Genomic DNA, 26,754 nt, shown 5'->3' on the forward strand with positions numbered 1-26,754 from the left:
TTGTATCAAATCGTCAGTATGCTTTCCTTCACCGTTTTTACGATAAATGCAAGGTCCTCTTCTGTCAGACAAAATGGCGGGGCGAGCTGAATGACATTGTTATATCCGGCGACTGTATCGCCGTTTTTGCCGATGATCAGCCCTTTCTCTTTGCATGCCGCAACCACTTGGTTCACTTGGTCAGCGCCAGCCGGCTCTTTAGTCAGCTTATCTTTGACAAGTTCGATTCCGACCAGCAGCCCTTTTCCCCTTACATCTCCTACTGCAGGGTGTTCTCTCAACGACTGAAGCTCACCTAAAAGCTTTGCTCCGAGATCGCGGGATCGCTGAATCAGCTGTTCATCCTCCATAATTTGCAGGTTTTTCAAAGCCAATGCGCAGGCTGCCGGGCTGCCGCCGAATGTGTTGACGTGGCGGAAACGGTCATAAGGAGCTTCTCCTTGGTATGCTTCAAAAATCTCCCGTTTAACTGCGGTCGCTGACAATGGCAGATACGCGCTTGTAATCCCTTTTGCCATTGTAATGATATCGGGCTTCACGCCGTAGTGCATAAATCCGAACGGCTCGCCAGTCCGCCCAAATCCGCAGATGACCTCGTCACAAATCAGCAGGGCGCCGTGGCGGCGGCAGATTTCCTCCACTTTCTTCATATATCCATCCGGCGGCATTAAAATGCCTCCGCCAGTAATAATGGGCTCCATAATGACACCGGCAATCGTTTCGCTTAATTCCCATGTCATGATGCGGTCAATTTCATTTGCGCTCTCTAATGTATTGGCGTCCTCAGGATTTCGGTAGACATCAGGCGGGGCGGCGTGCAGGAATCCTTGGCTTAACGGTTCATATTTATATTTCCGCTGTGCCTGGCCGGTTGCAGAGAGCGCTCCCAACGTATTGCCGTGATAGGCTCTATATCTAGAGATGAATTTATAACGGCTGTGGTCGCCGTTTTCCAGATGGTACTGGCGAGCGATCTTAAAAGCGGTTTCATTTGCTTCCGATCCGCTGTTGGAAAAGAAAATCACATAATCGCCGCCAAGCCACTCATTCAGCTTCTCCGCCAAGTGAATCGCAGGTGCGTGACTTTGCGTTAACGGGTAATACGGCAGTTCCTTTAATTGTTCATAGGCAGCCTCCGCAAGCTCTTTTCTGCCGTAACCAATATTAACGCACCACAAACCGGACATCGCATCAAGATAGCGGCGTCCGTCTATATCAGTCACCCAGGCTCCTTCCGCCTTTTGGGCAATCAGACTGTCCGCTTGATGCGCTCCCTTCATAGCATGCCACACGAATTGCTCATCCTTTTGCTTTAATCCCTGATTTTGCTGAATGTTTCCCATCCCCATCATCTCCATTTCATTAGCGTTCAATAAATAAATTGAAACAGACCTTCTCTTATGTGATGTCTAGGTGATGATTTCCCTGACTTCAATATAAAGCCAGACGACAAAGGAGTCAATAAACCGCCGGGTAATTAAAACATCCTCTTTCATCAAGAAGAAAGAGGATGCAGCATCCAAAGCAGGACCGGCAAAGTGACTATGCTCAGCATTGTGCTGATAAAAGTGGCACTGGAAACGACTTCGGGCCTTGTATTAAACTGAACGGCTATTAAGGTCGTATTGGCAGTCGGCATGGCCGCTACGAGGATCATAATTTGCTTCGTCATGTCATCCACAGGCAAAATCAATGTGAAGGCCAGCGCAATTAACGGTGATACCATCAGCTTCAGCAGCAGAGAATAAGAAATTTTTCTGTATTCAATATTCCTGAAAGAGATCAGCGCAAGCTGCATGCCAAGAATAATCATGATCGTCGGAATCGTCGCATTTCCGACCAGTTCAATGCCTGTCATTAACTCTTTAGGGACTGAAATATGCATAAGCTGAAGAATTGCGCCTAAAAGTGCTCCGTACGCCACAGGCATACGGATAACCCGAGTCATCACCGTTTTAAATCCGCCTTCCTCCGAACCGCCCTTTGCAGCGTAATACATGCCGATAGTACTGATAATTAACTGCTGCAGCACCATTAACACAACAGCCGTATCCAGCCCCGCCGTCCCAAACACAAGCAGTACGACAGGCGTACCGTAATTGCCGTTATTCATAAAGGCTGATGAGAGAATCATGGCACAGCGATCTTGGTTCGGATACCTATGTAAAAAGGATAAAAAGGAGACCAACAGCACAAGAACCAGGCATAGACCCAGCACAAAAATAGACAGATACACATAGTCCATCGTCAGCTCGTTTGAATAAAACGTATCAAAAGCCAAAAAAGGAGACATTAAATATAAGGACATTTTGGACAGAGTCTGAATATCAAAACCAAGTGTTTTCTGTCCGATATAACTAATTGCGAAGATTCCGAAAACAGGGACTAAAACAAGCAGAAACTCCATAAGGCACCTTCTTTTCCGATGTACACACATTTATATCTATTTTAAAGAAAGCACGGCAGAGGAGTTTCAATTCCGCTTTTTTTAAAAAAACCCGCCAATTCAGGCGGGTTTCTGGATTATTTCTTATAGTGAATATGATAAATATCACGCCGTCTGTCTTTGAGCTGGCGCACCGTTCCATTTTGGCGCTGTCTTCTGAGAATTTCTAAGTCAACATCGCCAATGACGACCATTTCAATATTCGGGTTGGTTTCCCCAACGATGCCGTCTCTTGCGAATTCAAAATCAGAAGGGGCAAAGATGCCGGACTGAGCATATTGGATATCCATATTTTCAGTTTGCGGCAGGTTTCCAACCGTTCCGGAAATGACGGTATAAATTTGATTTTCGACCGCTCTTGCCTGTGAACAGTATCTGACACGCAAGTAGCCTTGGCGGTCTTCCGTACAAAATGGCGTAAAAATAATTTTTGCGCCTTTATCGGCCGCAATGCGGGCAAGTTCAGGAAACTCAATGTCATAGCAAATTTGGATCGCAATTTTCCCGCAGTCCGTATCAAACACACGTACCTGGTCGCCCGCGCTGATTCCCCACCATTTGCGTTCATTCGGCGTAATATGCAGTTTATATTGCTTCTCAATCGTTCCATCGCGTCTGAACAGGTAGGCGATATTATAAATTTTCCCTTCCTCTTCTACAAAATGAGATCCGCCGATAATGTTGACATTATACTTAACAGCCAAGTCTGTAAACAGACTGATGTAATCCTCAGTATACTCGGTAATTCTCTGTACCGCCAAGCTTGGTGAACGTTCCTCAAGGAAGGACATCAGCTGGGTCGTGAAAATTTCCGGGAACACTGCAAAATCAGACCTCGCGTCAGATGCGACATCGACATAGTACTCTACTTGATTCGCAAATTCCTCAAAGGAATAGATTTTTTTCATTTCGTATTGAATGACACAAATTCTCACAGGGAAGGCCGATTTATAATAACGCTTTGTCTGCTGCGGCAGATAATCGACATTATTCCATTCCATCAGCGTCGCATATTTGATTGAAGCTGTATCATCCGGGAGATAATCCGGGTTAATCCGCATCAGGGTAAAACCGTTCATCAGCTGAAAAGAAAGGACAGGGTCGTAAATTTGATGGCGTGTTACCTGTTCAACATACTCTCTCGCAGTCATTTCATCAGCATATTTATGATAGTTCGGTATCCGTCCGCCTATGATGATGCTTTTCAGATTTAAACGTCTTGCCAAATCCTTTCTTGCCTCATACAAACGATGGCCGATTTTCATCCGTCTGTAATCAGGATGCACCATGACCTCGATCCCGTACATGTTTAAGCCATCCGGATTGTGATTGGTGATGTATCCGTCATCTGTAATGTCCTGCCACGTATGGCGGTCATCATATTCATCAAAATTAATCAGGAGGCTTGAGCACGAACCGATAATTTCACCTTCGAATTCTGCACAAAACTGCCCTTCCGGAAAATGCTCCAGATGGCTGATTAAATGCTCGCGCTTCCACGGCTCCATGCCTGGAAAGCAGTCCTTTTGAAGGTCTATAATGTTGTCGATATCTTTCTCTTCGATATTACGGATAACCATTTTCTTTTCAAAACGGGTCAAATCTAATTTCTCAGACAATCTACTCGCTCCTTTCTAGTTTTGTGCGTTCAGATGATCAAGCAATAGGGCGAGCTCCATCTCCGCCATTGATTCGAGCCTGTGATCATATTCCTCAAACATCAAGGTGCCTGTTACTTGATTCGGAACGATTACACACTTCATGCCCGCTCGCTTGGCAGCAATCGAACCATTGACGGAATCCTCGAATGCGAGACATTCCGACGGCGATACTCCAAGATTCTTTGCCGCTAACAAATACAGCTCGGGATTGGGCTTGACCTCTTCTACATCATCAGCTGTCTGAATCACTTCGAATTCGTCAAACAGGCCAAGTTGCTTCAAATGGCCGGATACCCATTTATAATCTGAGCTGGAAGCCAGTCCTACTTTTAAGCCTAAATCCTTTGCCGCATTCAGATACGCTTCAACACCAGGTCTCGCTTTTTCTGTTTCCATGCGTTTTGCAAACCGGTCTCTTCTCAGTTTTGTCAGCTCTTCATGGTTCAGCTTTTTGCCTATCTGCTTTTCTAAGTATTCAAATGGCCGAAATCCCGCCGCTGTTCCGATAACCTTGCCCCAAACGGATAACGGCAGAACTGAGCCATGTTCCTCAAAAATTTCCTGAAGGACTTCATATTCATGCGTTTCTGTATCAAGAATAAGTCCATCAAAATCAAAAATTAACGCTTTTATCACTGCGTACAACTCCTTTGGCCCGAATTGAGACATATATGTATACACTATACCCCGAAACGTCTCTGCTTTCAAAAAGTAAGGGTTTATGTGAAGAAAGAGCCTGCACACTGCAAGCTCTTTCTTATTAATGCAAGTTTTGATGAGAAATGTTTGTCAGCGCTTCTCCAGCAGACTCGTTTGACATCTGATTGACAGCCAGGTCTCCAAGCGCAACGATCCCGACTAGATTGTTTTGATCTACAATAGGAAGGCGGCGGATTTGGTGCTGGGCCATCAGATGCGACGCGTCTTCCAGACTCATATTAGGATTTCCTGATACGAGGTCTGTTGACATCACTTCTGAAACGGGTGTCTGGCCATCTCGGCCTTGAGCTGTGGTTCTCAATGCAATGTCACGATCAGTCAGCATTCCTTTTAAAACACCTTGCTCTACCACGGGAACCGCCCCGACGTTATGCTGTTTCATCAGAGAAGCCGCTTCCTGAATCGTTTGATTCGGAGAAACGGTTGCTACCTGCGTTGTCATTGAATGTTTAACTGAACTCATTGGTCAGCACCCCTTTCAATCATTAGTATGTTCAGACACCGGATGATTAAAAAGGGAGTTGCAGGAAAGGATTTGTGGTATGATTTCTCTGATGCAAAAAGAGCTTTTCTCAAAATGGAAAAGCTCTTGCCGCAGATTATATCAGCCTTCTGTGACCCGAAAAGGCATTGTTTGTTTTCGGTTGAAAATCAGATAAAGCAAACGGAAAATATACTCCGCAATCATTCAGCATCTTGCTGTTTTTATCAAAAATGGCTTGATCACTCAAGTCATCGTGCGGTGAAGGCTTTGTCAGAATAATATGTATCATTTGCAGACAAGCCATAATTTGAAAAGCTTCTTTTAATGTTCCTTGGTAATATTGGTTATTTAAAGACAGAACGCCTTTCTTTTTAAAGCGCTGAATGTCCAGTTCGGAGAAATAAAGAGGAAATACATGATGGAAAAGCTCCATTGACAGTTCCTTGATAAAGCTTTCCTGTTCTTCAGTTGCTGCGTTCACGATTCTCACGTCTATCACCTTTCTTGCCATCGAATATCCAAAGTCTTTCTCAAGAATATCACAGAAAAAAACGCGAATGTTAAGGTAAGTGTTTCCTATGAGAAGCAGCGGCCTTTCGCGCAAAAAAGGAGCCATTTGATCATGAAAGAAAAAGGCAAAGGGCTAGAGCTGATAATCAGTGAAAAACAGGACGGACAATGGCTGTTTTCTGTGCTGAAAACAGAGCTCAAAGCTTCTAAACCCGTTATCCAAGAATGGATGACTTATCACAATATAAAGGTCAATCACGAGCCTGTCAAAAACAACATACTCGTAAAAAAGGGTGACCGCCTGTTTATTGATCTTCAGGAAAACGAAGAGTCCTCCGTCATACCTGAGTATGGAGAGCTTGATATTTTATTTGAAGACCGCCACATGTTAATCGTCAATAAACCAGCTGGCATTTCCACTCATCCCAATGAAGAAGGCCAAACCGGCACACTCGCCAATTTGATCGCATATCACTTTCAGGTCAATGGAGAAACAATCAAAGTGCGCCATGTCCACCGTCTTGATCAGGATACATCAGGCGCTGTCGTATTCGCTAAGCATCGTCTGGCGCATGCCATCTTAGACCAGCAGCTAGAGCAAAAAACGCTGAGGCGTACGTATCTCGCAATTGTTGAAGGAAAACTGAAACCGAAAAAAGGCAAAATCGATTCACCGATTGGAAGAGACAGATCACACCCGACAAGACGGCGGGTTTCGCCAGGCGGACAAGCCGCCGTCACCCATTACCGCACCCTTGCTATCAATGCGAGAGAACAGCTCTCGCTTGCTGAATTAGAGCTGGAAACAGGCAGAACACATCAAATCCGTGTGCATATGGCAAGCATCGGCCATCCGCTTACGGGGGATACACTTTACGGAGGCGGGAGCCAATTTCTTAACAGACAGGCGCTGCATGCCAAAAAGGTACAGGCTGTTCATCCGATTACCCAAGAGCTGGTCGTTGCCGAAGCACCTCTTCCCGCTGATATAGAAAGCATATGCCATACGTATTTATCATGAAAAAAGCCGCAGGGATTGTCCTGCGGCTTTAAATACGTTTTCCGTAAATAATATAACGTTTCGGGGCATTCCCGACGTATGAAAAAGGGTAGCAGGTGGTCAGAATGAGCTCTTCCTTTTCGTGCTGCAGCGTAATAATGGAGGTATCATCCTTGTCCACGATTTTTGTTTTGTCAATTTCATATGTGAAATCACCATATGAAAGGATGATGTTGAGCCGATCACCTTTTTCAAGCTCTCCTGTCCGGCGAAACACGGTGTCCCGATGTCCTGACAGTACAATTTGCCCGTTTTCATCTGGATAATAGCTGTCCTTGTAATGCCCCACACCCTTTTCTAAATCATCCGCATCGGTCCCTTCCACGATCGGAAGCTCCGCATTGATTTTCGGTATTTCCAGTATGCCGCTTGCTTGGCCGGTCTTCGGCTTAAACGATGATTTTTTCTCGGCTTGATTATCGTTTTTCTTCGTGCCTGCAATGGCCCGCGGCTGTTCAGCCGCCTTTTTTGCTTCTTTTAATGTCTGCTCTGTTTTCATGCTGGTATCAATCAGTTTGAAGCCCCCGTAGCCTGTGATCACAAGACCGATCATAATGATCACAAGAGGAATATATTTTTTCACGTCGTAGCAGCACTCCTTTTCCTTCTGATATATAAATACGTTCCGGACAGTGAGACCGCTGCGCCGATCACAATAAAGTTGTAGTATCCTGCTGACGTATCCGGAAGCTTATGATCAGAACCGCTTCCCTCCCTTTCTTTATGCAAAGGCAGTGTGTTGATACGGCCGGCGGCAGTGGCAGGCTGTTTGGTCTCTGTTAATTCTTCAAAAGTCGAAATGACTGCAGGCGGCAGCTGATAGACCGGAGCTGTAACCGGAGCCTCTCTTAGATCAGGCTGTTCTTCGCCAGGTGTCGGATTTGCCTTTCCCGGATCGTCTGTTCCCGGACTGTCTGCCGGGTCTTCAGTGACTGGGTCTTCAGCATGACTGTCTTCAGCCAGTTTAATTCTGCCTTCTTTCGTATATGAAATCGGCTTATCAAAGCTTTTGACATACTCTACAGTCGCTTCTAAATCCTCAGGTCCTGTAACAGCATGTTTCCCAAGCAATCCGATTGGCTGGTATTTGGCTCCTGTCGCCGTCGCCATAAAATTATTGACGGTTAAAGTGTATGTAGCATCCGGCTGGATTTCGGTTCCATCTGCCATCTTTATATCAACCGCTTTGCCTGTTTCTGTATCCCACGTATACGTAAACCCGCTTATGCTGTAGTCAGGGCCGAAAACCGGTGAGATTTGCGCATTGATGATCTCGCGCAAATCTTTTCCTTTAATCTCAAGCTTCGTCAGCACATTTCCAAACGGCTGAATGTTATAAAGGTCTCCCCATGTAATTGGGCCTTTATTCAGTCCTTCCCGTATCCCGCCGCCATTCATTAGCGCAAAATCCGTTTTCATCGCCGCTCTCATGCCATCAGCAATTAAATTCCCAAGAGGTGTGTCGCCATCATTAGAATAACCGCCTTCCATATCAACAGCCGCTTCACCGACGACTTCGCTGATAATCGGTTCAGCAAGGGCCTGATACTTATCTAAAATAACTGAGGCGCTGGCATCAGGTTTTTTCTTGCTTTGATCGACGTATTCGATTTCAGCCGACTTTTTGACGATGTCTTTTGTCTGTTTATTAATTTCCAGATCAACGACACCTATCGCTTTTCCGTATTCAAACGCCTGAACGATCAGCTTGCCGTTCACTTCACCATTGACGACCTTATGGTTATGCGCTGCAAAAATGATGTCTATTTCAGAATCTGATTTGTTTGCAAGGTCAGCGGATTCACCTGTGAACGTGGTGCCGTTTTGTTCGGCAGACATATGCGCGAGCACTGCAATGGCCCTGATGCCTTTTTTCTTCAGCTCTTCGGCAGCGTCATTTACCGCTTGTACTTCATCGGTAAACTCAATATCCTTTATTCCGTCAGGCATGACCATTCCTGCCGCCGACTGTGTGACAACCCCAATAAAAGCAACGGGTATGCCCTCTACGTTTATAACATCATAAGCCGGCAAAAAGGGTTCTCCGGTAGACTTCATTTTACAATTGGCGCACACAAGGGGAAAGTTTTGTCCGTCATAGCCGCTAGTGCCTTTCGGGTGATCTCCCCCTTTTAACATTCTCATGAGTTCATCCGTACCTTCATCGAACTCGTGATTGCCCACAGTTCCGACATCAAATCCGATATCCTCCATCAGTTCCACAGTTGGTTCATCTTGAAGAAGAGATGATACGGGCGAACTTCCCCCGATCATATCCCCGGCGTGCACAGTGAGCGTGTTTTTCTTTTCCGCCTTTTTTTCTTTCAAATAGGCAGCTGCATAGTCCATGCGTCCGAATGTGCCATCTGGAGTGCCGTCTCCATCAAGATCAAGCTCGTATTGCTGATCGATTTTCCCATGTAAATCGTTCATGCTTAACATCCTAAGCGGTATATTTTCTTGGGAGGTTTGCTTTTTCTTGTAACCGGCACTCTCTGCTTCAGCTGCTGAAGAAAAAAAGATCCTGTTTTCCACAGCCACCTGCTTCCAGTCTGCTGGCGAAACATAGGTCTTGTTTGATGAGTCTCCCACATACCTTGTCAGCCCTTTCCCCTGGTCTCTGGCTCTAAATTCAAACGGCATTTCCATAAGAGGATCCGCTTCATCCCAAATGCCTTTTTGCTCTTTTTTAGCATTGGCGGCTGCGGCCTGAAATTCCTGATAATCCTCTTCATTTTCAACAGGCCAAATAAAATATGTTGGAGCATAGCCATTTTTCACGAGTTCTAAATTTACATTTGCCCCTGTCTCAGTCACAACCTGTCCAAGAAGTCTGCCATAGCTGTCCTTGGCTTCGCTGCCGACTTTTACAGTAATGTGATCTCCTGGAGACAAAACCGTTTTTAAATAGTCAGAGGCTTTCTTTCCAAATCTTAATTGATTTTCATCCGCTTCATTTTTAGGTGTATGGTACGTTTCTGGCGTGTCTACATTTACAAAACGGATTTTTGCCGTGCCAAGTATCGGTTTTTTGACATGAATGGTATCACCGTCTACAACGCGATCAACCACAGTTTCATATTCGCCTTCTGAAGACGGCGGGGCAGGCTGCTTCTGAAGCAGCTTCATGTCTGCTGATTTTCGCGGAAGAAGCTGAAAGGATTGATATCTGCTCAAAACGCCAGTGATTTCATACCATTTTTCCTCAGTCAGTTCATCAATGATACCTGTCTCACTCATAACACGCAGTGTCATTGCATGATGATCATTATCAATCATCGTAACATTGTAACCGCCGCCTGCTTGAGAATTTGGTATGGAAGAAATATAAGCTTTGACCGTTACAAGACGCCCTTCATATTGATCACCCAAGCTGCCATTGACCAGTTCATTGATCGTTGAAAATTCAGGGACAGGGAGAGGCTGATTTGATTGGGTAATACGGATGCCAGATGTATCCGGAACTATTTCAGTAAGCCCTTGGTAAGTCGTTATTTTCCCTGTCACCGTAATGTCCATTCCTTCTTTTAACTCAGGGAAATTCTCTGGCGCTGCCGAATAAATGTTGATGCCGCCTGTGTCATCCTGCATAAAGGTCGACAGCTTTCCGCCTCCGATTGCGCTCTGATCGGCAGTAACAACGCCTTTAATCGTGACATGTTCATTCATTCGGCCGCGCGCTTCCTGTATTGTAATCGGCTGTGCTGCCGGCGGAGATTCAGCGTCATCCTTTAAGATTATTGACTGAACCTTCTTAAGACCTGTCGTATTAAAATAATGTTCAAGCTCGCCTTGAACAGCTATCTTTTTCCCAAGAAGCAGCGGGTTCGTTTGCAGTCCGAATTGGCTTCTAAACGCGGAGGGGATTTGCACGGGAAGAATGTGATCGGGTGATGTCTCGTTTTTGCTGTCCGCTATAGCAATGTTATAATCATTTGAAAAAGGGCTTGTCAGATTGTAATGCTGAGGTGAAACGGCTTGGCCGATTGTATATCCTTCGACAAGAGCTTGCCCCTCTTTTTGCTGTATCGCTTTTTCAACCGATATTGGTTCTGGCTCAGCAGCTCTTACAGCTTCATAAGCGGACATGACATTCAAGAAAATGAAAAGTATGATTAAAACAACATGCAAAAAACGCCTCATCAGTTTTCCTCCCTTACATCTTGCATAATTCGTTTATTTGCTAATCACTTCGACAATCAGCATATAAATCCTGTCAGGCGCTGCATAAAACACCGCAGACAAGCACAAAATACAGCTGATCTGAAAAAAAAGGAGGAATTCGGTTTGGATCAGCAATTTCAGCAGCAATCACAGAATAAAGGGATACCAGGCAAACCGCATCAAAATCACGGCGGGCATGAAATGTTTGATATGCACGAGGTGCTTTCCGGAACGCTTACTGTGCTAGATCAGTTTATGATGCTGAGACAATTCTGTAAGGATCAGGAATTATTAAACATCCTTGACCGTCAATATCAATTCATTACATCTCAATATAACTTAACGGCAGAGTGCTTCAAAACAGGAAGCGAGCCTTCACAAAAAACGGCAACTTATATGATGAAAGAAGACAACCAGACTGTTTACGGTATGCAGCCGGCACAGCCTAAGAAACCTGTTCAATCCATGAATGACATTGATGACAGCATCATCAGCCGCCAAATGCTTTGCGCTGTTAAGGCACAGGCATCTATGCTCACGATGGCTTCTCTAGAAATGACAAATCCGGCCGTAAGACGTGTACTGTCTGCGCAAATTCAGCAGTATGTCGAAATGGCTTTTGAGATTTTCCTTTACCAAAACAAACATGGTTATTACCAGGTTCCGCAGCTTGACGCGCAGGATATGGAACAACTGAGAAATTCATTTGCCCCTGCACAAGGACAAATGCCTCCGACTCAAGGCGGTATGGGCCAGCAGGGACTTCATTAAATAAAAAAGGCATTGGATAGAAACTATCCAATGCCGCATTTTCTTCAAACCTTCTGGTAAAATCTTTTTCAAATTGATAAAGACTATCCTGCGTCGCCGCTTTAAACCCTTTTTTAAAATCCCCTTTTTTCGCTGTTTCCTTTATAATCTCCAAAATAATGTCTTTCCCGTATGTTTCCGTCAGCTCATTGATCATATAAAAGCTTTGCAAATAAACATCGGTTTCATATTCCGATCGAGCTTCCTGCCAGTTCTGATCTGTCTGCAAACGGTCAAACGGCACGACAGTAAACGTGATTGGATCTATGAGCAATTCATAGTTCGCGATCCACTCGCTTAATCCTTCATGGAACCATAAGGGGAACTCATCAGGATCTGCTTCGAGCTCCCGTAATTTCTGATGAAACGCATGGTGTGTGTACTCATGAATCAATAATCTCTGATACAGATAAACCGCTACATCATCACCTTCTAAAAGCTGCTTTTTCTCTTCAGGCAATAATCCGATCAGCTGCTCCCGCTCAGAATAAAAGCCGACAACATCCAATAAACCGGAATAAGCCTCCATCTGTTTTTCATTAGGAAAAAAAATAATATCAATAGGCTTATGATTCGAATAGTCAAGCATGACCTGATTAATACTCACCGCATATTCTAGCGTTTCTTTCGTTAATGGCAGTAAGGATTTTTCCTTAGAAGTGTAATAAACATCGGCCTGTTTAAATGACTCTTTCTTCATGTGCTTCGTCACTTGTTCTTTCGTTATCCCAGATGTCTGCCCTGGCAAAGACAGAATATACATCGTGCTTGATACGATGGCCGAGCTTACGGCCAGCATCACAAGGACTCCGCACAGGAATAGAGCGGATGCCGCACGCTTTCCTATGCCACCCTGCAAACGTCTCCCTCCCTGAGCCGGTCCGTCTTGTACCTTTTATTTTTACTCTATGCAGCCTTAGTTCACAGCGTGTCATTTCTGCAAAGAAAAAAGCCGCACAAGTTATGCGGCTTTTTATCTGTTATTCAGCTTGCGGAAAGACACGTTGTACTGTTTGACTGAATTCATCAAAGAATCCTGCAATCGGATCACCATTTTGAATCCGTTCGCCATACCCCTGCATCCGATCAACAAAGTCTGGATTTGCAGAGACATAAACATTGTCCATGTTCTTATCAGTGTCTCTTACTTTATCGGAAATTTTCTTTTTCAGATCTTTTCCAACTTCTTTTTTCCCATTTGTTAATACAACTGCAACATACGCTTGATTTCCGGCAACAATCACATTCGCGTGTTTAACTTCTTTCATATCGGTAATTTTATCGGCTGCATCATCAGCAACTTCCAACTTACGGTTATCATTACCGTTATTGTCATTACCATTATTCGTCATATTATTGTCAACGTTGTCACGGCTATCATTTGCATTGTTGATATTTCTTGTGCCATTATCATTTGCCGGATTGCGGTAGTTAACATTTTCAGGCTCTGCATTATCACGTCTGCCCTCACCCTGATTGGCCATACTGCAGCCAGTCATAAGCAAAGGGATAAGAAGCATGGACGCAAGGACTTGTTTTTTTCCAAGCATGTGAATTCCTCCTTTATCACTTTACTTATAGGTTTTTCTAATTGGCTCTAAATATGCATGAAAAAATAGCGGAAATGCTTTCCCGGGAAATAAAACGGTTAATTTGTCTAATCAGAGGGGAAAATATCAATACACTTATAAAGGAGGGATCACGTTGTTCAATCAGCGAAAAGGAATCAGTCCTACAGCCTTAGTTATCGGTTCAACTGTGCTTGTTGCTGCTTTATCCCCGCAGATCCGGCAAAAAATCAGCGGGTTTATTACAGGTCAAATGAACAACCGGAATGCTCAAAATAAGTCGTTGGATCTTTCTAATGTTGGAGGTATGATGAAACAGGCGTTTGGCGGAAATAATCAAGATCAATCTCAAAATCGTCAGCAAAATGGCCGGCAGCATCAGCATGCAGGCCAACAGCAAAGCCAACCTCAACAGCATCAGTCTCAGTCTAAGCAAAATCGTCAAACGGACACAACAACAGCCAGAAAAAGACAGCAGCAATATGCAGAGCCAATCCATTTCGAACAAAGCGCAATGAATGTAATGGATGACAACACTGTAATGGGAATGCTGGAAGACTTAGAACCCGGCCGTTAAAAAACGTGTAATCCAGATGGGATTGCATAAGGGTTCAAATGGTTAATTATATTGGCTTTTTAGACGTTTTTTGCTTTCAATTTTTTTGTTTTTTATATTTTTTCACCTATTTTGGAGTACAATTGGTGAACATAAAAAAATCCTTCTTTCGTTCAATATTGAACGAAAGAAGGATTTTTTCATTTATGCTGCTCTATCCGAAGCAATCTTTATCATTTCATTATTAGTTCCCACTTCAAAAGTTGAAAAGGACAGAACACTATTTAACACCGCTATTACCAATATACCTCGACTGAGTTTCATTAATAATCTCTCCTTTTTTAATTTTGTTTCTTGCTTCAACACTCAACATATAATAAGCGTTGGAAATCCTGTTTCGGTCCGATGAAAAAATACCAATATTTTATTTGGATGATGCACTGGCTTCTAGGAGATTGATCGGTTATGGCAGCATTTTGAAAGAGATACATAAAGAGCTAAATCTTAGTGATGTGGAAGACAGCGATCTGGTTAGATTGAGGAAGAAGATGACGAGGCTGCAAATGGTGCATTTGAGGTAATGGCTTATTGGCACCTGGGAATTAAAATTACATAATCAAATAATACAAGCAGGTATTTACCCTGCTTGTATTTCTGTTTTTAAAACAATTAGAAACAATTATTAACAACGTCACCTAAACTAAAGAATTCTAGTACGGCTTTTTGAGTTTCACCTGGTAGTGCTTTAGTAGATACTTTTACGGCTTTTTTAATAGCATTTGTTCTAGAAAGTCCTAGGTTTCTTTGATGTTTATAAGCTCTGATAATTGTTTTTGTCATAGAATTTAGTCCGCCCATTAATTTTGCGGCTTTTTTAACTTTTAAGATCTTTGCCCATGGGATAGCATTTACTGCTATAGCTTTAGCAGCACTAGAAATGCAACTCCATGTATTCAATACTATGAATGGTCCTATACTTTCCTGTACGGTTTTAACAGCAGTTAGGTTTTCTCCATCAGCAACAAATTCATAACCTTCAAATTCGTTACCTTTATGTACGTTTAACCATTCAACACCGGAGTTTATTCCTTGCTCAGCAACATCCTCTGGCATTTGATCAATTAATTCTAATAGAGGTTCGAGAGTTCTTTTCATGTTCTGAGCTTCTATATTAACTTGCTCAGCAGAAACATCATTAGAATTTTCTTTTGCGTTAGCTATTGGTATTGTAATAGCGGTGAAAATTAGAGAGAAACAGATTACAATGACCAATTGTTTAATGCTTTTCTTCACGATAAAACTCCTTTACAATATTTTTATAGAATTATTTTCCGTGAAAATAATAACATATTTTTTAAAAAATAGGAGGATGTTTATGAAAAAAAGTTTGTATTTTTTGATACTATTGATTGTTGCAGGCTCATTTATTATTAATATTTTCGTAGATAATGAATCCATTTCAACAATAGTTAATATTATTGGACTAATTGCGATTATTATTATGGGCATTGTTTTAAGAATTACTTTTGGTAGCTCTTCAGAAAAGTAATCCTTTTTAGATCAAATGTAAAAAGCAGACCTTTAAAGGTCTGCTTTTTTCGTGTTAGGTTCAATGCGTGAGGACGGAGATTGCTTCAATTTGGTTTATTTTGATCTTTGGGTTTAGAGGGGAATTTTGTAGAATATCCAGCAGCTAATAAAAAGATAATAGCAAGAACATATGCTAAAATACCTTGATGTAATATGAATATCGAAATTAAATTAGATGCTGCAGCAAGAATAATAAAAATAATTGTATATATGTTTAATCTCAATAGGGAGTCCTCCCTTGGTTTGCTAAGCAAGTGTTCATACAGCTTAATCAACCTTGTGCAGAAACCTCACCTTCTGAAATTGGTGTAGTCCCCGTTTCAGATACTATCAATAAGAACTTCTGATTTCGTTTTTAAACCTTTTTCAAGGGCACTCTTTAAAAGACTTATAAAATCTTCTCCATCACTCGTAACAAAATAATTTGATAAGTCAGTTATGTCCTCGCTTATATTATCTCCCCAAGGTGGGCGTTTATTAATGTCTTCAATATCCCAAATAACTTGTGAAGGACTGTATTCTTTCAGTCTTTCTTTAATATCTTTTAATTCTTCAAGGGCAGCTTCAATGTTTTTGGTTTCAAGCTTTCCTTGATAAAGTTCATTTAATAAATGCGGATATTTTGATCCCCAACCGTGTTCTTCTAAATGATAGCTCACAGTTGAAAAAAATGAATGGAGGAAGTCTCCATGTCCAACCTGATACCAATAATATTTAACCTTAAACCCAACAGTCATCGTGTTCACCTCTAATTGGTTTTGAATTTAATATCTGCTTTCCCATTAGTCTTTTTCATAATTTTATCATATAAATCGTCCATTATTTCTTCAGAAACTGATTGTCCCCTAATATCTATGATTATTGTTTGTTTAGTATTACCCGGAAGGTCAGTCAGACGTTTTTCGACTTGTTTAGAAACATTGTTTACTAATCTGCTTCTTCCACTGGACGTAGTAATCTTATAGTTTTTAACCTCTATACTATGCTCATCTTTATAAAAGTCTGGGCGGGAACTTCCTTTCTTTCCATAAGGGACCTCTTTGCCATTTATAAATGACTTTTGTTCACTGTAATTAGGATAATCTTTTCCAACATCTTTTTCAGATTGTCGCCAGGATGGTCTTTTAGGAACACTAGGATTTGTTGCATTTAACTTTTTGTTCACACCACGCAGCCCAAATCCACCAAGAACACCTAGAGCCTGATTAAGACTATTCTGTCGTTGTTCATCAGATATTTTATTCCCAAACATATCTCGGCCGGTTATAGCTTCACTAAAGCCATTCGCCGAAGCAAGTCCGTAAAGCCCTTTACTTGAGTTTTGAAGAGCATAGAATGTTTTAGGTGTTTTATATACTTCGAGGGATTTTTCGGCTTTAGAGATAGCTTTTCCTGTTGAATAAACAGCTTTTACACCTTTCCCTAATTTACCGGCCCATCCCACAATAGGAACATAACCCGCAGCAGCCATTGCACCAGCTGCTACTCGTTGTCCCTCAGTGAGCTTTTCACCAGTTACAGGGTCAACTCCATCGGCAGCCCTTTTATAATCATAATATCCAGAGACTTCTCCTGTAAAATTACAAACAACATCCCACGTCTTTTCGTACCATGGGCGATTTTCAAGCTCCTCCTGTTCTTTTGCAATCCTTCTTTGTTCAGCCTGCTGATCTTTAAAGGAGATATAATCAGTTGATTGTTTTTTTACATCCTCAGCCATCTTGTGAACTTCACTGTCTCTATAAGCTTTAGCATCATAATAGATGGGTGAAGCACTTTTACCTTTTGAAGTTGCTCCAATCAAGGCTTGGTAATCTGCCTGAATCATTTGTTCATTGGTTTCTGATAGAGCATATTCAGATGTTAGAGTTTCATCGACTTCACTTATTTTCTCGACTGTGTTTTTTCGTTCTTTATCTGCAGAAGATAATTTATCTTTAAAGTCTTCTGTTGAAATAACATCTAGGGGAAGGATGTCGTGTATATCATTTAAGATGTCTTTAATCGCTTTTTTCTGTTCAGACATGATGGCCTTTGATTTAGTATTAGCATTAACCAACTCATGTTCTAAGAAGGATTCTTCTATGTATGCATCAGATAAGTTAGCATCTTCCAAGATACCAGGAATACTTGTTAAAAAAGCAATTTTCATTTCAATCAGTTCAATCCATTGATCAGCTATGCCGGCCTGATCCTCATAAAATGATTTGATATTATCTGCACCTTTACCTGAAAACTCACTATCATCTAAGTCAGCAACAGCTTTAAAGGCCTTCTTTAATCTGACCATTTTACTTTTTAATTCTTTGTATTCTTTTGCTCGATTTTCTGATTCTGAAAGAAGTGTTTTCGCTTCAAATACTTTCATGACCATATCCTTTCTTAATAGTTTAATATCAAAATATTACCATGGGAAAATTAAGAAGGGGTGGTCATGAAGAATTAACCCTTAAAATGATAGTTTAGACCTGCGACTTATCTCTTAAATTCCGAAAGCTACTTCAAGTATTTCTTGATCACGGTCAGGAAGGTATCCTTTCTGACCCTTTATTTCTAATTACTTTTAGTAAGTGGAGTAAACAGGAGTAAAAATAAATCACAAAAAAGAAAAAGAACCCACGAAACCCTAATATTAGAGGATTCATGGGTCTTTTATTGAAATTTAACTGGTAATCCCCCGTGGGATTACACGTTTTAATATGACTAGGCTTCTTCCGCTTCGATCACATTGGATCGATCTTGGAATACACCAGAATCTATTTCCTTCGTAACTTTGCTGGTAATCAGGCCTGATGTCATACTTCCGCTGACATTCAGCGCAGTACGTCCCATGTCAATCAACGGTTCGATAGAGATTAATAAACCGGCGAGCGCGACAGGCATATTTAACGCTGATAAAACGAGCAGCGCTGCGAATGTAGCTCCGCCGCCAACTCCGGCGACACCAAACGAACTGATGGCAACAACCGCGATCACTGAGATAATAAACGCCGGATCAAACGGATTTTGACCGATTGTAGGGGCAATCATCATCGCCAGCATAGCCGGATAAATCCCGGCACAGCCATTTTGGCCGATAGATAGCCCGAACGAGCCGGCGAAATTCGCAATTCCTTCCGGGACACCCAAGCTTCTTTGTGTTTTAATATTCAGCGGCAAAGCGCCTGCGCTTGATCGTGACGTAAATGCAAACACGAGTACAGGCAGCGCTTTTTTCAAATAAACAACCGGATTTAATCCGCTGATCGTCAGGAGAAGCAAGTGGACGATAAACATTACAATTAACGCGGCATATGAAGCAATGACAAACATACCCAGTTTCAAAATGCTGTCAATATCACTTGTCGCAATCGTTTTTGTCATAATGGCCAGCACACCGTAAGGCGTCAGTCTCAAGATGAGAGTAACAACACGCATGACAATGGCGTAAACAGCATCAATCAATTTTTTGAACGTTTCAGCCTGTTCCGGCTGTTTCCGTCTCACACCTAGAAATGCAATGCCCAGAAAAGCGGCAAAAATAACGACTCCGATAGTTGATGTCGGTCTAGCCCCTGTAAAATCCAAAAACGGATTTCCAGGAAGCAGCTCAATCATTTGCTGCGGCAGTGTTTTCGCTGTCATCTCCTCTGATTTCTGTTCAAGCTCCTGTCCTCTAGAAAGCTCTGTATTTCCTTGATCAACCTGAATCGCATGAAGATCAAAGGAAAGGGCGGACGCAATACCAACCGCCGCGGCTACCGCTGTAGTCGCAACCAAAATCCCGATAATCAAACCGCTGATTTTCCCGAGATTTTTTGTCAGCTTCATCTTTGTAAAAGCGCCTAGAATGGAAATAAAAACAAGCGGCATGACAATCATCTGAAGCAATTTGACATATCCGCCCCCGACAATATTAAACCAGTCGGCTGTTTGAACCACAATGTTTGAAGTCGGACCGTATATCAGCTGAAGCGCAAATCCAAAAACGATCCCCAGCCCCAGGGCAGTAAACACACGTTTTGAAAAAGAAACATGTTTCTTCTGCATGGCAAATAGCCCAATAATGAGTAAAAGTAAAATAAATACGTGCAAAATGACTAGCAAAGTCTCCAATTGAGGCAAACTCTCCCTTCAAAATTTTTCTTATATACTATATTACACAAATTCCGATAGTTCAAGTAAGAATTATTCCAGCATCAATATTTTGATAAAAAAACCCAATGAATACCGTTTTTGTTCTTTTCATTACCCCCTTTCTTTAGTAACTTATATAAGGGTGATAATATTGCTGAAAGAACTGTTCGTAAATTTGACCATTTTAATCACATTTAATTATCTGTTCACCCACCTGTTTAAAGAAAGGTTAATACATAAAAAAGACCGCCTGTCCTTTCAGTTAATAAAAGGAACTGCCTGCGGTCTCCTCGGGGTTATTCTTATGAATTTTGGTTTGACGTATCACCATTCAATCATAGATTTTAGAAATATCCCTATTATGATCACCGCTCTTTATGGAGGCTGGGTGTCTACAGCGACAGCTCTGATAATAATCGCAGCAGGCCGCATGCTGATCAGCTTGAATGAATCAGCGCTGTATTCCATGATTACAATTTGTATCGCTGCCGTGCTGTCACTTATTGCATCAAGGAGAGAAAAGGTTCAGCTGAAACACGTTCTGTTGCTTTTAATCATTTCAAATGGTTTCATCTCCTTTTTCTTCTATGTATTTGTTGATATCCATTCACTTAAGCTTCACTTTTACTTTTGGCTGATTTCAATTATCGGCGGCATGCTCAGCCTATATATTATCGAGCATGAAACAAATGCACATCTTTTATTTAAACAGTATAAGTTCCAGGCGCACTTTGACTTTTTGACAGGTATTTATAACCGCAGAAAGTTTGAAGAAATCACAAAAGACCTGTATCAGCAGGCTGCACACACTCCATCTTTACAATTTTCGCTTATTTATATGGATATCGATCACTTTAAAACGATTAATGATCAATACGGCCATCATGAGGGGGATCAGGTTCTAAAAGAGCTGGGATCCCGACTAAAACAAAATATCCGCAACACTGATCCTGCCGCACGGATCGGCGGCGAAGAATTTGCCGTCCTCTTGCCAAATTGCACGCCCGAGAAAGCATTCCAAATCGCCGAACGGATCAGGCACTCGATTAGTCATACACCGATTGTATTAACAAACGGGGAAAAGCTTTCCGTTACGGCCTCACTGGGAGTAGCCCATTACCCCCGAAACACAGATAAGCCGGAAACCTTGCCGGTTCTTGCTGATCAAATGCTGTATAAAGCGAAAGAAAACGGCCGAAACAAAGTATGGTTTTCCGAAAAAAAGAATGAATTCATGTTTTGAATTCATTCTTCCAATCTGAAAGACGATGTAAAGGCAAAAAAGCGGGAACAAGCATCCCTTGATACTCTTTCTCTATAAATGCCGCTGTATCATCTGATTGATAGAGTTCAAGGATGGTTTGCAGTGTTTCGCGATCTCTGTCCTCAGCTCTGACAACAATTACATTCATATCTTCCTTCCCGGTTTGCCTGGCGCCCTTTAATGTATGCTTCTGCGGGTTCAGCCCCGCTTTTTTTGCCGCGGCTGTTTTCATCACAAACACGTCGGCTCCGCTCAATACATCCTGTTGGCGTACGGTTTTCAATTTCAAGTGTTTCGGATTATCTTTTATCACATCAATTGAACCGGTTCCGTTAAATCCGTTCTTCAAAGTAAGCAAACCCGCTTCCTGCAGCAGCGTAAGGGCTCGCCCAAAATCGAGCGCTTCATCCGGGACAGCAACAACAGCACCGCGCGGAATATCTTTGATTCGCTGATACCGTTTTGAATAAATGCCCATAGGCGCTATGTATGTCGTGCCGAGCGGCGCCAGTTTATGTTTGTATTTCTTTGAAAACGACTGAAAATATGAAATGGATTGAATAGCATTGGCATCAATCTCTTTGTTAGCCAGCGCAATATCTGATTCTGCATAATCAGAGAATGGAATCAGCTGAATATCAAGCCCTTCCGCTTCAGCCTTTTTTACGATATAGTTCCATATCGCTTCGTCCGACTCAGCAATTCCAATTTTTATCGTTTCATGTTCTGCTGACGGTGAGCATGCAGTAAATGAAATGAAAAGAATAAGAACAAAACTGCATACAAGCCACTTTTTCATTGTGACACCATACTCCTATCTATTTATTAGAGCATGCAAGCAATATCAGACATAAAAATCAGACGCTCTTAGTTGATAAACGTTGTCATTTGTAACATTGGTTAACTTTACCTTACTCATATCAGATAGGGTTGTCAATTACTATTACCCTGCCTTTGCGTAAAGAGAAATTAAAGTAAAAAGTCCTGCAAACATATGATCATGTATCGAAAAAACAGATACATTTCGGCAAATAAATATCAAAATGAAAAATAATATGTTATTTTCCGAAAAAAGTTTCGTTTAACAGTTGTTTTTTCTCAAAATTACTGGTAGAGTAAAGGTAATTATTTTTGTTCGAACTATCTTTAAGAAGAAAGTTTTGTAAGAGTTTTCGTCTTGGAAGTTTGTTTTAGAGCAAGAATAGTGAATTTAAGCGTTATGATCGCTTTAGGAGGAAATTTCATGTTAGAAGGTAAAGTAAAATGGTTCAACTCTGAAAAAGGTTTCGGATTCATCGAAGTAGAAGGTCAAGACGATGTATTCGTTCATTTCTCTGCTATTCAAGGCGAAGGCTTCAAAACTTTAGAAGAAGGCCAATCAGTTTCTTTCGAAATCGTTGAAGGAAACCGTGGACCACAAGCTGCTAACGTTACTAAAGAAGCGTAAGCATAAATTGATAATAAAAACTGCAGGTGCAAGCCTGCAGTTTTTATTTTAAAGAAAAAGCTGTTTTGCTTATGCAAAACAGCTTTTTTCATTAGTTCGCAATATCCCGTTTCATAAAGATTCCGAAAGCAAGCAACAGGAAGACGACAAAGTAAATCGCCAGCATCACAATAGAGAAAGTCATTGTCATCCCTTCCACTAACGGTGTTCCCTCTACATACTGCATCAGATTAACATTGGCAAATAAAATATACTTCGCCCAGTCAAACTTCATCGCTATAAATGCAGTGGCTGTCGTGCCCGTTACCAATAAGAAGATGGAAAACCCTACAGCAAGAGAGCTGTTTCTAAATACTGCGGACAGCATAAATGCCATCGTAGCCAGCATTAAAGCCGCAACAGATTCTGAGAGATACGTTTTGGCCAAATATCCCAGCATGTTTTGTTCCAATACATGACCGTCCTTATAAATTAAATGAACATTCGCGGCAGTGTCCCCGCCTGTTCCGAAAAAGACCAGTCCCAGCAAAGTTGAACCCATAAATAAAATAAACAGCAATAAGAAACCAAATAAAAGAACGGTTATATATTTTGAAAGCAGAATTTGAAAACGGCTGAGCGGCCGGATCATCAACAGCTTAACCGTACCCCAGTTAAATTCGTTTGCGACGATGCCAGCTGCGATTATAATCGTGAACAGCCCAGTAAGGATTGTAAAACCGGCAGAATCCGTTACATAAGACCAAACGGTATATCCAGTGTCACTCGGGATATTATGTTCAATGCGATAGTTATTGATTGTGATCGTTTCTTCATATTGTCCTTTCAGGGAAGGATCTTCTTTCATTGCCTTCTTCAAATCAGCATTTTGTGCTTGAAGCGTTTCTTTCCACTTCGGATTTGCTTCATCGGTCGAAAAGTGGTTTGTTAAAAATGCCCACCCGATCATTGTCAAAGCAAGAATTCCGATCATCACCCATGTTCCGACACGGCTGAAAATTTTGATCCACTCATTATAAATCAAATTAAGCATGTTGAACCTCCTCTTTTGCTTCGCCTGTGATTTCTAAGAAACGGTCCTCTAATGATTTTGTAATCACTTTGACTTCATAAATACGGATTTGCTGCATGACCAGCAATTCAATGACTGCAGGGACGTCCTCTTTAGCCAGTTTGATTTCCAAACCGTTTGTCTTGATTACCGAATCATATTCTTTTAGAATCGCAGCAGCTTCCTTCGGCTGCTCCACATGGAAGAAATATGTATCCTTTTCATCAGTTATTTCATCTCTTACATTCTGAATGTCGATAAGCTTTCCTTTTTGAATAATCGCAATTCGGTCACACATCAGTTCCATTTCTGACAGCAGATGGCTTGATACGATGACAGACATTCCTCTTTCTCGCGTCAGCTTCTTTAAATGGTCCCTGATTTCTCTGATTCCCGCCGGATCAAGGCCGTTTGTCGGTTCATCCAAAATCAGCACTTTCGGATCGTGCAGAAGGCATTGTGCCAAGCCGAGACGCTGTCTCATTCCCAGAGAGTAGGTTTTCACTTTATCATGGATTCTTTCTTTGAGGCCTACCAGTTCTACCACTTCATCAATTTTTTCCTTCGTGACACCCTTTACCATCCTTGCGTATTGCTGGAGATTTTTATATCCGCTTAAGAATTTATACAGCTCTGGATTCTCTACAATAGCCCCGATATGTTTGATTGCCTTGGCATGATCTTTCGTGATTGATTGGCCGCAAATGAGCACATCGCCTTGTGATAGCTTCATTAAACCGACCATCATTCTGATTGTCGTCGTTTTCCCTGCTCCGTTCGGTCCCAGAAATCCAAATACTTCGCCTTCGCGAATCGAAAAGCTCAGATGATCAATGATCGTCCGGCCTCTGATGTTTTTTGTCACATTTTTTAATTCCAATACTGTTTTCATCAAATTCCTCCTCTTTCTAGTAAACTTCCATATTCGTTTTAAACCATTGCAGCACGGACATACCTTCCTGCTCGCGAATCTCTTCCACATCACGCTGCGCCATTTTTTCTCCGTCGGCGAGCACGATGACCTCGTCAAGCAGGATTTCAATTTCATCAATTTCATGTGTCGCAATGACAACGATCTGCTGCTCAAAATCAATATAAGAAACGAGGCTGTTTACGATTGAATCCCTGACCATTGGATCAAGACCGGAAAAAGGCTCGTCCAGCAGAATGACGGAAGCTTTTCTTGATAGTGCCAGCACAATTTTAAGACGGCCTCGATTCCCCTTGGAAAGCTGCTTTATCTTTTTTTTAGGCTTCAGCTGCATTTCCTCAAGCAGCTGATAGGCTTTTTCCATCTGAAAGTCAGGGAACTGTGATTCGTAAAAATCGAGCATATCTTTCACCGTAAATCCGGGATAAAACATGTCTAACTCTGTTAGATAAGCCGTCTGCTTGATCATGTCTCTTGTTACAGGCTGTTCACCCGCTTGCACTGAACCTGAAGTAGGAAACATCAATCCGGCGATTAATTTCAAGGTTGTCGATTTCCCGCTGCCATTCGAGCCCAAAAAACCGTAAATTTTTCCCGGATATAAAGTGAAGGATATATTGTTTAGCGCCGTGTGGCCGCCGTATCTCTTAGACACATTGTCAAATACAATATTCATTCCTGTCCTCCTTCCGTGTATTTTTTAATGCCTGCCAGCATTTCTTCTTTTGTTAATCCCAGCTCTGCCATTTGATGAATAAAGCTTTCAAACACTTCACGGGTAAGCCTCTCTTTCAGTTCATCCACGATTTCAGCTTTTTCAGCGATAAACGTCCCTTGCCCTCTTCTTGTCTCCACAATTCCCAGCCTTTCCATTTCACTGTAGGTTCTTTGAATCGTATTCGGATTTACTTTTGTTTGAATTGCCATTTCTCTGACAGACGGCAGCTTGTCTCCGGGAACAAGCTCCTGTCTGACCAGCCTATAAAAGATTTGATCAGCAATTTGCAAATAAATCGGTTTAGAGGATTGAAAGTCTTGTCTCATGTTCTCTACACCTCAACTTTTCGCTGCAGGAGCCTGGAAGCCAGAAAAAGAAAGACAGCTGCCAAAACCAGCATGACAATAATAGACGGATATGGAAGATGAAAGATGTTTAATTCCACGCTCCACCCTAACGATCCCTTGTATGTAAAACCGACATCTCCATACGTTGTGAAATAATACAGTTTATCCAGCGGTGTCAGCCAAGGCATGATCAAATGGTCCTCTGCATAAAACCACCCTATCCCCAGTAACATACAAATGAACCAGCGAAACCGCCTGATGAGGGATGAACTCGATTTTAAAGAATGAAACACATTCCACAGCAGGATCACCGCACAGGAAAGATAAGCAGTAAATACCAGCCCATAAAGATTAAAGATCAGTATAGTGCCTGCAAGCGGAACTTGATCAGCAATGAGCGTTTTTGAGTTAAGGTATTGATAAAGAAAGACTCCGTAAACTGAAATCAAAAACTGAAAAATAAATTGATAGACAAGACCGGCAGTCAGTTTCGAGAGTAAAAGCGCGGCTGCGCCGTTCGGATTATATAACCATAGCTGGTTTTTCCCCTCTACACGAAGACTATTGTAAATCAGCAAAGGAGCTAAAAACACTTGAAAAATGGCAAGCATTACCCAGCATCCAAAAGCAGCTAAAGGTTCTTCAGTCAATCGTTCTAATAAAAAGCTTCCGGCAGCTAAAAGTATGACTGCACCGAGACATGCAAAAAACCGCATTATTGACAGTCTCAAATCCTTTTTTACTAAACCCCAAAACGGTTTCATTGTTTTTCCTCCTAAAAACACTCATGAAGTGTATGACTCAAATAGTACACTAGAACTTTTTGAAATACAACATATTCCATGGATTTATTTTATAAAAAACCAAGTTTTATGCATTTAAACAGCATAAAAAAAGCAAACCCGCCATGAGTAAACGGATTTGCCTTTGATATTATTTCTTTTTATTTTTCATGGAGAGCAGCGCATCACGATAACTGCTGTCCTGCATTTTGTCACTTTGTTCAGTGACCTCTTTGTCTTTCTGATCTTCCTCAGAATGCTTAAACTTTTGAAGCGCCTGCCTGTAGAAGTCATCCCCAATTGAGTCACTTTTCTCTTTTTCAGAGTCAGTTTTTACAACGGCTGGGACATGCTCAGCAGCCCTTGCTTCAGCAGGGTATTGTGCTTCGTTTTCTTCCTCTTCTGGAGGGGCGATTTTTTCAGCTGATTCTCGCTTCTCGAGTCCAGCAGAGGCGTTGCGGACGTTATACGTGATAAGACCCGCAATCACAATGACAGCAGCAATAATTGCTATAATAATGGCCATTTT

General features: G+C 41.9%; 27 protein-coding genes and 2 pseudogenes. 6 read left to right on the top strand and 23 right to left on the bottom strand.

The window, feature by feature from the left end; genetic code table 11:
• Nucleotides 1-5 precede the first annotated feature (5 nt).
• From LNN34_RS11500 to LNN34_RS11525, 6 genes are all read right to left on the bottom strand, one after another.
• Entirely contained in the window at nt 6-1,358 is a 1,353-nt protein-coding gene (locus tag LNN34_RS11500; protein WP_229043422.1) for an aspartate aminotransferase family protein, read from the bottom strand.
• 137 nt (nt 1,359-1,495) lie between these two features.
• Nucleotides 1,496-2,407: an AEC family transporter gene (locus LNN34_RS11505; RefSeq protein ID WP_229043424.1), complete on the bottom strand. Its 912-nt coding sequence runs from the start codon at nt 2,405-2,407 to the stop codon at nt 1,496-1,498.
• Between the two features lie 116 nt (nt 2,408-2,523).
• Nucleotides 2,524-4,065 (bottom strand): bifunctional GNAT family N-acetyltransferase/carbon-nitrogen hydrolase family protein, encoded by a 1,542-nt coding sequence (locus LNN34_RS11510; RefSeq protein WP_024120710.1) that lies wholly within the window; start codon nt 4,063-4,065, stop codon nt 2,524-2,526.
• Between the two features lie 15 nt (nt 4,066-4,080).
• Entirely contained in the window at nt 4,081-4,743 is a 663-nt protein-coding gene (locus tag LNN34_RS11515; protein WP_044156626.1) for an HAD family hydrolase, read from the bottom strand.
• Between the two features lie 124 nt (nt 4,744-4,867).
• Nucleotides 4,868-5,290, bottom strand: coding sequence for a CBS domain-containing protein (locus tag LNN34_RS11520; RefSeq protein ID WP_024120708.1), 423 nt, complete (start codon nt 5,288-5,290; stop codon nt 4,868-4,870).
• A gap of 136 nt (nt 5,291-5,426) precedes the next feature.
• Nucleotides 5,427-5,822, bottom strand: a complete 396-nt coding sequence (locus tag LNN34_RS11525) for a YhcU family protein (RefSeq protein WP_024120707.1) — start codon at nt 5,820-5,822, stop codon at nt 5,427-5,429.
• Nucleotides 5,823-5,933: 111 nt separating this feature from the next.
• On the opposite strand from LNN34_RS11525, the gene LNN34_RS11530 reads away from it, so the two are divergent.
• Complete coding sequence (locus LNN34_RS11530; RefSeq protein ID WP_059352601.1) at nt 5,934-6,842, top strand: RluA family pseudouridine synthase; 909 nt, start codon at nt 5,934-5,936, stop codon at nt 6,840-6,842.
• A gap of 28 nt (nt 6,843-6,870) precedes the next feature.
• Here the strand turns inward: LNN34_RS11530 and srtA are convergent, their stop codons facing one another.
• The gene (gene srtA, locus LNN34_RS11535; RefSeq protein ID WP_229043426.1) at nt 6,871-7,464 is read right to left on the bottom strand and encodes a sortase SrtA; all 594 of its coding nucleotides are present in this window, start codon (nt 7,462-7,464) and stop codon (nt 6,871-6,873) included.
• On the bottom strand, nt 7,461-11,024 hold the full coding sequence (locus LNN34_RS11540; protein ID WP_416378570.1) for a 5'-nucleotidase C-terminal domain-containing protein: 3,564 nt from the start codon (nt 11,022-11,024) through the stop codon (nt 7,461-7,463). Before LNN34_RS11540 ends, srtA begins: the two co-directional genes overlap by 4 nt.
• Nucleotides 11,025-11,168: 144 nt before the next feature.
• On the opposite strand from LNN34_RS11540, the gene LNN34_RS11545 reads away from it, so the two are divergent.
• Entirely contained in the window at nt 11,169-11,816 is a 648-nt protein-coding gene (locus LNN34_RS11545; protein WP_024120704.1) for a spore coat protein, read from the top strand.
• Here LNN34_RS11545 and LNN34_RS11550 read toward each other — a convergent pair.
• Together LNN34_RS11550 and LNN34_RS11555 are read right to left on the bottom strand one after the other, a co-directional pair.
• A pseudogene (locus tag LNN34_RS11550) lies at nt 11,748-12,714 on the bottom strand (hypothetical protein). The gene LNN34_RS11545 and the pseudogene LNN34_RS11550 sit on opposite strands and share 69 nt — an antisense overlap.
• A 121-nt stretch (nt 12,715-12,835) precedes the next feature.
• Nucleotides 12,836-13,405, bottom strand: a complete 570-nt coding sequence (locus LNN34_RS11555; protein WP_024120703.1) for a YhcN/YlaJ family sporulation lipoprotein — start codon at nt 13,403-13,405, stop codon at nt 12,836-12,838.
• Between the two features lie 154 nt (nt 13,406-13,559).
• On the opposite strand from LNN34_RS11555, the gene LNN34_RS11560 reads away from it, so the two are divergent.
• Entirely contained in the window at nt 13,560-14,000 is a 441-nt protein-coding gene (locus LNN34_RS11560) for a hypothetical protein (RefSeq protein ID WP_059293169.1), read from the top strand.
• A gap of 259 nt (nt 14,001-14,259) precedes the next feature.
• Here the strand turns inward: LNN34_RS11560 and LNN34_RS22095 are convergent.
• Together LNN34_RS22095 and LNN34_RS11565 are read right to left on the bottom strand one after the other, a co-directional pair.
• A pseudogene (locus tag LNN34_RS22095) lies at nt 14,260-14,370 on the bottom strand (hypothetical protein); the annotation flags it as partial.
• Between the two features lie 278 nt (nt 14,371-14,648).
• Nucleotides 14,649-15,272 (bottom strand): hypothetical protein, encoded by a 624-nt coding sequence (locus tag LNN34_RS11565; protein ID WP_229043428.1) that lies wholly within the window; start codon nt 15,270-15,272, stop codon nt 14,649-14,651.
• Nucleotides 15,273-15,354: 82 nt separating this feature from the next.
• On the opposite strand from LNN34_RS11565, the gene LNN34_RS11570 reads away from it, so the two are divergent.
• Complete coding sequence (locus tag LNN34_RS11570) at nt 15,355-15,528, top strand: hypothetical protein (protein WP_169793539.1); 174 nt, start codon at nt 15,355-15,357, stop codon at nt 15,526-15,528.
• 85 nt (nt 15,529-15,613) lie between these two features.
• Here the strand turns inward: LNN34_RS11570 and LNN34_RS11575 are convergent, their stop codons facing one another.
• The 4 genes from LNN34_RS11575 to LNN34_RS11590 all read right to left on the bottom strand — a co-directional run bounded on the left by LNN34_RS11575 (nt 15,614) and on the right by LNN34_RS11590 (nt 19,664).
• Nucleotides 15,614-15,793 (bottom strand): hypothetical protein, encoded by a 180-nt coding sequence (locus tag LNN34_RS11575; protein ID WP_229043430.1) that lies wholly within the window; start codon nt 15,791-15,793, stop codon nt 15,614-15,616.
• Nucleotides 15,794-15,889: 96 nt separating this feature from the next.
• Nucleotides 15,890-16,306: an immunity 70 family protein gene (locus tag LNN34_RS11580; protein WP_229043432.1), complete on the bottom strand. Its 417-nt coding sequence runs from the start codon at nt 16,304-16,306 to the stop codon at nt 15,890-15,892.
• A gap of 11 nt (nt 16,307-16,317) precedes the next feature.
• The gene (locus tag LNN34_RS11585) at nt 16,318-17,937 is read right to left on the bottom strand and encodes a ribonuclease YeeF family protein (protein WP_229043434.1); all 1,620 of its coding nucleotides are present in this window, start codon (nt 17,935-17,937) and stop codon (nt 16,318-16,320) included.
• A 335-nt stretch (nt 17,938-18,272) separates the two neighbouring features.
• Nucleotides 18,273-19,664: an L-cystine transporter gene (locus LNN34_RS11590; protein WP_199398353.1), complete on the bottom strand. Its 1,392-nt coding sequence runs from the start codon at nt 19,662-19,664 to the stop codon at nt 18,273-18,275.
• A 172-nt stretch (nt 19,665-19,836) separates the two neighbouring features.
• Here LNN34_RS11590 and LNN34_RS11595 point away from each other — a divergent pair, with 172 nt between their 5' ends.
• The gene (locus tag LNN34_RS11595; protein WP_229043436.1) at nt 19,837-20,928 is read left to right on the top strand and encodes a diguanylate cyclase; all 1,092 of its coding nucleotides are present in this window, start codon (nt 19,837-19,839) and stop codon (nt 20,926-20,928) included.
• Here LNN34_RS11595 and LNN34_RS11600 read toward each other — a convergent pair.
• Nucleotides 20,918-21,748, bottom strand: coding sequence for a MetQ/NlpA family ABC transporter substrate-binding protein (locus tag LNN34_RS11600; protein ID WP_229043438.1), 831 nt, complete (start codon nt 21,746-21,748; stop codon nt 20,918-20,920). The two genes, LNN34_RS11595 and LNN34_RS11600, sit on opposite strands and share 11 nt — an antisense overlap.
• A gap of 444 nt (nt 21,749-22,192) precedes the next feature.
• On the opposite strand from LNN34_RS11600, the gene cspB reads away from it, so the two are divergent.
• Nucleotides 22,193-22,396, top strand: a complete 204-nt coding sequence (gene cspB, locus LNN34_RS11605; RefSeq protein ID WP_010333511.1) for a cold shock-like protein CspB — start codon at nt 22,193-22,195, stop codon at nt 22,394-22,396.
• A 91-nt stretch (nt 22,397-22,487) separates the two neighbouring features.
• Here cspB and LNN34_RS11610 read toward each other — a convergent pair whose 3' ends face one another.
• The 6 genes from LNN34_RS11610 to LNN34_RS11635 form a co-directional block, all read right to left on the bottom strand.
• On the bottom strand, nt 22,488-23,429 hold the full coding sequence (locus LNN34_RS11610; RefSeq protein WP_044156646.1) for an ABC transporter permease: 942 nt from the start codon (nt 23,427-23,429) through the stop codon (nt 22,488-22,490).
• Nucleotides 23,422-24,339: an ABC transporter ATP-binding protein gene (locus LNN34_RS11615; RefSeq protein ID WP_229043440.1), complete on the bottom strand. Its 918-nt coding sequence runs from the start codon at nt 24,337-24,339 to the stop codon at nt 23,422-23,424. Before LNN34_RS11615 ends, LNN34_RS11610 begins: the two co-directional genes overlap by 8 nt.
• A 16-nt stretch (nt 24,340-24,355) precedes the next feature.
• Nucleotides 24,356-25,054 carry an ABC transporter ATP-binding protein gene (locus LNN34_RS11620; protein ID WP_069486290.1) on the bottom strand — a complete coding sequence of 233 codons (699 nt, stop codon included), beginning with the start codon at nt 25,052-25,054 and terminating at the stop codon, nt 24,356-24,358.
• On the bottom strand, nt 25,051-25,422 hold the full coding sequence (locus LNN34_RS11625; protein WP_069486289.1) for a GntR family transcriptional regulator: 372 nt from the start codon (nt 25,420-25,422) through the stop codon (nt 25,051-25,053). Before LNN34_RS11625 ends, LNN34_RS11620 begins: the two co-directional genes overlap by 4 nt.
• Nucleotides 25,423-25,427: 5 nt before the next feature.
• Nucleotides 25,428-26,207, bottom strand: a complete 780-nt coding sequence (locus LNN34_RS11630; protein WP_099042732.1) for a hypothetical protein — start codon at nt 26,205-26,207, stop codon at nt 25,428-25,430.
• Nucleotides 26,208-26,376: 169 nt separating this feature from the next.
• Complete coding sequence (locus LNN34_RS11635; RefSeq protein WP_044156652.1) at nt 26,377-26,751, bottom strand: hypothetical protein; 375 nt, start codon at nt 26,749-26,751, stop codon at nt 26,377-26,379.
• Between the last annotated feature and the right edge of the window lie 3 nt (nt 26,752-26,754).

The sequence above is a fragment of the Bacillus sp. AF23 genome, assembly GCF_020861455.1.
In the GTDB taxonomy this organism is placed as follows: Bacteria; Bacillota; Bacilli; order Bacillales; family Bacillaceae; genus Bacillus; species Bacillus halotolerans.

Coding starts and splice junctions, on each gene's coding strand:
- LNN34_RS11625 (WP_069486289.1), bottom strand. CDS start 25,422: ATGAGACAAGACTTTCAATCCTCTAAACCGATTTATTTGCAAATTGCT.
- LNN34_RS11505 (WP_229043424.1), bottom strand. CDS start 2,407: ATGGAGTTTCTGCTTGTTTTAGTCCCTGTTTTCGGAATCTTCGCAATT.
- LNN34_RS11525 (WP_024120707.1), bottom strand. CDS start 5,822: ATGGCAAGAAAGGTGATAGACGTGAGAATCGTGAACGCAGCAACTGAA.
- LNN34_RS11500 (WP_229043422.1), bottom strand. CDS start 1,358: ATGGAGATGATGGGGATGGGAAACATTCAGCAAAATCAGGGATTAAAG.
- LNN34_RS11520 (WP_024120708.1), bottom strand. CDS start 5,290: ATGAGTTCAGTTAAACATTCAATGACAACGCAGGTAGCAACCGTTTCT.
- LNN34_RS11555 (WP_024120703.1), bottom strand. CDS start 13,405: ATGCTTGGAAAAAAACAAGTCCTTGCGTCCATGCTTCTTATCCCTTTG.
- LNN34_RS11570 (WP_169793539.1), top strand. CDS start 15,355: ATGAAAAAAAGTTTGTATTTTTTGATACTATTGATTGTTGCAGGCTCA.
- LNN34_RS11610 (WP_044156646.1), bottom strand. CDS start 23,429: ATGCTTAATTTGATTTATAATGAGTGGATCAAAATTTTCAGCCGTGTC.
- LNN34_RS11620 (WP_069486290.1), bottom strand. CDS start 25,054: ATGAATATTGTATTTGACAATGTGTCTAAGAGATACGGCGGCCACACG.
- LNN34_RS11615 (WP_229043440.1), bottom strand. CDS start 24,339: ATGAAAACAGTATTGGAATTAAAAAATGTGACAAAAAACATCAGAGGC.
- cspB (WP_010333511.1), top strand. CDS start 22,193: ATGTTAGAAGGTAAAGTAAAATGGTTCAACTCTGAAAAAGGTTTCGGA.
- LNN34_RS11635 (WP_044156652.1), bottom strand. CDS start 26,751: ATGGCCATTATTATAGCAATTATTGCTGCTGTCATTGTGATTGCGGGT.
- LNN34_RS11600 (WP_229043438.1), bottom strand. CDS start 21,748: ATGAAAAAGTGGCTTGTATGCAGTTTTGTTCTTATTCTTTTCATTTCA.
- LNN34_RS11540 (WP_416378570.1), bottom strand. CDS start 11,024: ATGAGGCGTTTTTTGCATGTTGTTTTAATCATACTTTTCATTTTCTTG.
- LNN34_RS11585 (WP_229043434.1), bottom strand. CDS start 17,937: ATGAAAGTATTTGAAGCGAAAACACTTCTTTCAGAATCAGAAAATCGA.
- LNN34_RS11630 (WP_099042732.1), bottom strand. CDS start 26,207: ATGAAACCGTTTTGGGGTTTAGTAAAAAAGGATTTGAGACTGTCAATA.
- LNN34_RS11530 (WP_059352601.1), top strand. CDS start 5,934: ATGAAAGAAAAAGGCAAAGGGCTAGAGCTGATAATCAGTGAAAAACAG.
- LNN34_RS11580 (WP_229043432.1), bottom strand. CDS start 16,306: ATGACTGTTGGGTTTAAGGTTAAATATTATTGGTATCAGGTTGGACAT.